We start from the raw sequence: 3,804 nt of genomic DNA on the forward strand, positions 1-3,804 counted from the left end.
GGCGAGTCGAGCGGGTGTGGGGTAGTCGAAGATGGTGGTGCTGGACAGGCGTAGTCCGGTGATTTGGGTGAGTCTGTTGCGGAATTCGATCGCGGTCAGTGAGTCGAATCCGAGTTCCAGGAATGCTTGGTTGGGGTCTATTGCCTGGGCTGAGGTGTGTCCGAGTACGACGGCTGCTTGTGTGCGGATCTCGTCGAGCACGATCTGCTGTCGGGCGGTTTCCTCGACGGTGGCGAGCCGTTGTGTCAGTGGTGTTCCGGTGGTGTCGGTGCGTCGCGCGGGTGTGCGGACGAGTCCTTGTAGTGGTGTGGGGAGTGCTCCGGCTCGTGCTTGTCGTTGTAGCGCCGCCATGTCCAGTCGGGCGGGCACTACCACTGCCGTTGCCAGATCGAGGCTTCGGTCGAACAATTCCAGTGCTAGCTCGGTGGGTAGTGCGCCGACACCGATCCGTTCCAGTCGTGTGAGTCCGGAAGTGCCTAGTTTGGCGGTCATTCCGGTGGGGTCTGCCCATAGTCCCCATGCCAGCGAGTGTGCTGGTAGTCCCTGCGACCGGCGCTGCTGGGCGAGGGCGTCGAGCCATGCGTTGGCTGCGGCGTAGTTGCCTTGTCCGGGGCTACCGATCAGTCCGGCCATCGAGGAGAACATCACGAATGCCGACAACGGCATCTCGGCGGTCAGTTCGTGTAGATGCCAGGTGGCGTCGATCTTTGGTCGTAGTGCCCGTTCGAGCTGGTCGACTGTCATCGATTCGATGACACCGTCTTCGAGTACCCCGGCCGTATGTACCACGGCTCCGAGTGGTCGTTCCAACGATTCCAGAAGCGTGGCCAATTGTTGGCGGTCGGTGACATCACACGCGACAACGTCGGTTTGGGCGCCCAACGCATCGAGGTCTGCGATCAGTTTCGCCGCGTCGTCTGCTTCCGGTCCGCGTCGGCTGACCAGCAGCAGCCGTTTGACGCCGTGTTTGTCGGCCAGATGTCTGGCCACCGTGGCGCCCAGACCGCCTGTGCCACCGGTGATCAGGACGGTTTCGTGTGGGTTTATCCGTGGCTGGGTGGTCGTTTCCCCTGTTCCTGCCGGGCTGAGCCGTGGCACCAAGGTTTGACCTGCCCGGACTGCGAGTTGGGGTTCGCCCAGCCCGACGAGTTTGCCCCAGTCCAGGTCGTGACCGCTCTCGGCGCCGATATCGACCAGCACGATCTGGCCCGGGTGTTCGCTTTGTGCCGAACGCATCAATCCCCACACCGGTGCCAGTCCCAGGTCCAAGGGCGCCTCGTCTGCCGCAATGGCGTGGCGAGTCACTACGACCAGGCGGGCTTGTGGCAGCCATTCGCTGCTCAACCATCGCTGCAAAAGGCTCAACGCGTTGGCTGTGGTAGCCCGCGCGGTGGCCGGCTCATCAGTGGCAGTCGTAGCCGTGATCGGAGCGATGACCAGATCCGGCCGTGCGGCCCCCTCCGCTAGGGCCCGTTCCAACTCGTCCAGATCGGTGAACCACTGCGCCGTATCGACTGGGTCGCTGACTGGGTCGCCGATTCCAGCGATCAGTATCGGTGTCGATTCATCTTTTCCTGCAGCGGTGACCGGCACCCAGTTCTGCAGGAACAAGCTGCGTTGACCGCCGAGTTGTGCCGCCGTGAGTTGTTCGGGGTTGACCGGACGCGTGGCAAAGGACTGCACCGATACGACCGCGGCGCCGGTGGTGTCGACTGCATCGACTCGTATCACGGACTCACCACGGGCAACCGCGCGGACACGCAGCCGCGAGACGTCCTGGCGGTCGAACCGCACCCCGGTCAAGCTGAAGGGCATCCTGGGTTGACTGTCGTCGCGGTCGATCAGAAAACCGGCTGCACTTTGCAGTACCGCATCCAACAGCGCCGGGTGAATCCCGAATCCCCGCGCCACATCCGTCTCGTCGGGCAACCCGACTTCGGCGTAAACCGCGTCACCGTTGCGCCAGAGCTCATGCACCCCTTGGAAGATGGGGCCGTAGTCATACCCCGCCTCGGCCAGCCGCGCGTACAACGCATCAACGGCCACCGGTTCTGCACCGTTCGGCGGCCATGTCGCAGGGAACGGCTCCCACGGTTCGGTGTCTGTGGAGGATGTGGCGGGTTCGGTCACAGCCAGCCATCCCCGCGCGTTACATACGGGCTCGCCCTGGTCCGTGCCGATCTCCGGGGCATGGGAGCGCGAGTAGATGCCCAGCTCTCGACGGCCGTCCTCACCGGCCTGCCCGACGGTGACCTGCACCTGAATCGTGTTCTGCTGCTGCAGGATCAACGGCGCCTGGAAAACCAATTCCTCGACAACCGGGCAATCCAGCTGTTGGCCTACCGCGTGTGCGAGCTCGACCAACGCAACTCCGGGGACGACCATCGCCCCGAGCAACACGTGATCGGCAATCCACGGCTGGGCCTGGACAGACAGGCGTCCGGTGAACACCCACTCGTCGCGATCGCCCACCGGCACCGCCGCGGCAAGTACCGGATGCTGCACCCGGTACTGCCCGGCCGAACCCGCATCGGCAGAACCCGAAGCCAGCCAATACCGTTGCCGCTGGAACGCATACGTCGGCAACCCGACCCGACCCGGTGTGGTGGTGTAAACCTTGCTCCAGTCGACAGGTACCCCCGCGACGAAGGCGTGGCCCACCGCTTTGACCATCGCGGTGGTCTCGGGGCGGTGCTTGGTCAGCACGGGGATCGTGATGGCCTCGGGAGAGGTCAGTGTCTGTTCTATGGCAGCTGACAGGCCAGCGCCGGGACCGACTTCGATGAACCGGGTGGCGCCCATCGACTCCAACAACTGCACACTGTCGGCGAAACGCACAGGTCGGCGGATGTGGTCGAGCCAGTACTGCCCCGACCCGAAGTCGGGTCCGGTCAGTTCGGCCGTCACGTTCGATACCACCGGAATCCGTGCCGGGCTCACCGTGATATCGGAAACCAGGCGCGCGAATTCCTCGAGCATCGGTTCCATCAGCTGGGAATGGAACGCGTGTGACACCGCCAAACGGTGCACCCGTCGACCTTGCTGGGCCAACCGATCCGCGATCGCGGCCACGGCTGTCTCTGCACCGGAAATCACCACCGATCCCGGCGCGTTGATCGCGGCGATATCCACCCCGCCGACCAGCAACGGCAGCACTTCGTCCTCGCTGGCGGCGACTGCAACCATCACCCCGCCCTCGGGCAAGGCCTGCATCAATCGGCCTCGGGCCGCTACCAGCAGCGCAGCGTCTTCCAAGGTCAAAACCCCGGCCACATACGCTGCGGTGACCTCACCCACGGAATGACCCATCACGAAATCCGGGTCGATCCCCCACTGCCCCACCAACGCGAACAACGCCGCTTCCACCGCGAACAACGCCGGCTGAGCGAACTCTGTGCTGTCGAGCAGCTCCTGGTCATCACCCCACATCACCTGCCGTAGCGGCAAACGCAGATGCCGATCCAACTCCTCGGCCACCGCATCGAACGCCTCAGCGAACATCGGGAACTGCGCATGAAGCTCCGCACCCATCCCGACCCATTGGGAGCCCTGCCCGGGAAACACCAACACAGTCTTGGCGGGTGTGGTGGTTGTGGTGTGGCCGACGACCACATCAGGTCCCGGCTGCCCCGACGCCAACCCCGCCAACCCGGCCAGCAGCGCCTCACGATCAGCACCCACCACCACCGCACGATGCTCGAACACCGCACGAGTAGTCGCCAACGCAGACCCCACCGACACGACATCCAGGTCGTCCTCGGCACGCACCCAGTCCGCCAACCGGGCAGCCTGCCCAGCCAAGGC

General features: G+C 64.6%; 1 protein-coding gene. It reads right to left on the bottom strand.

What is annotated here, in order from left to right:
- Window positions 1–3,780, bottom strand: a 3,780-nt coding sequence (locus tag ACHQ4I_RS09500) for a type I polyketide synthase (protein ID WP_420771312.1), incomplete at its 3' end; no start/stop codon positions are given.
- Between the last annotated feature and the right edge of the window lie 24 nt (window positions 3,781–3,804).

Origin of the sequence: Nocardia nepalensis, assembly GCF_048910785.1 — a bacterium.
Classification (GTDB): Bacteria; Actinomycetota; Actinomycetes; order Mycobacteriales; family Mycobacteriaceae; genus Nocardia; species Nocardia nepalensis.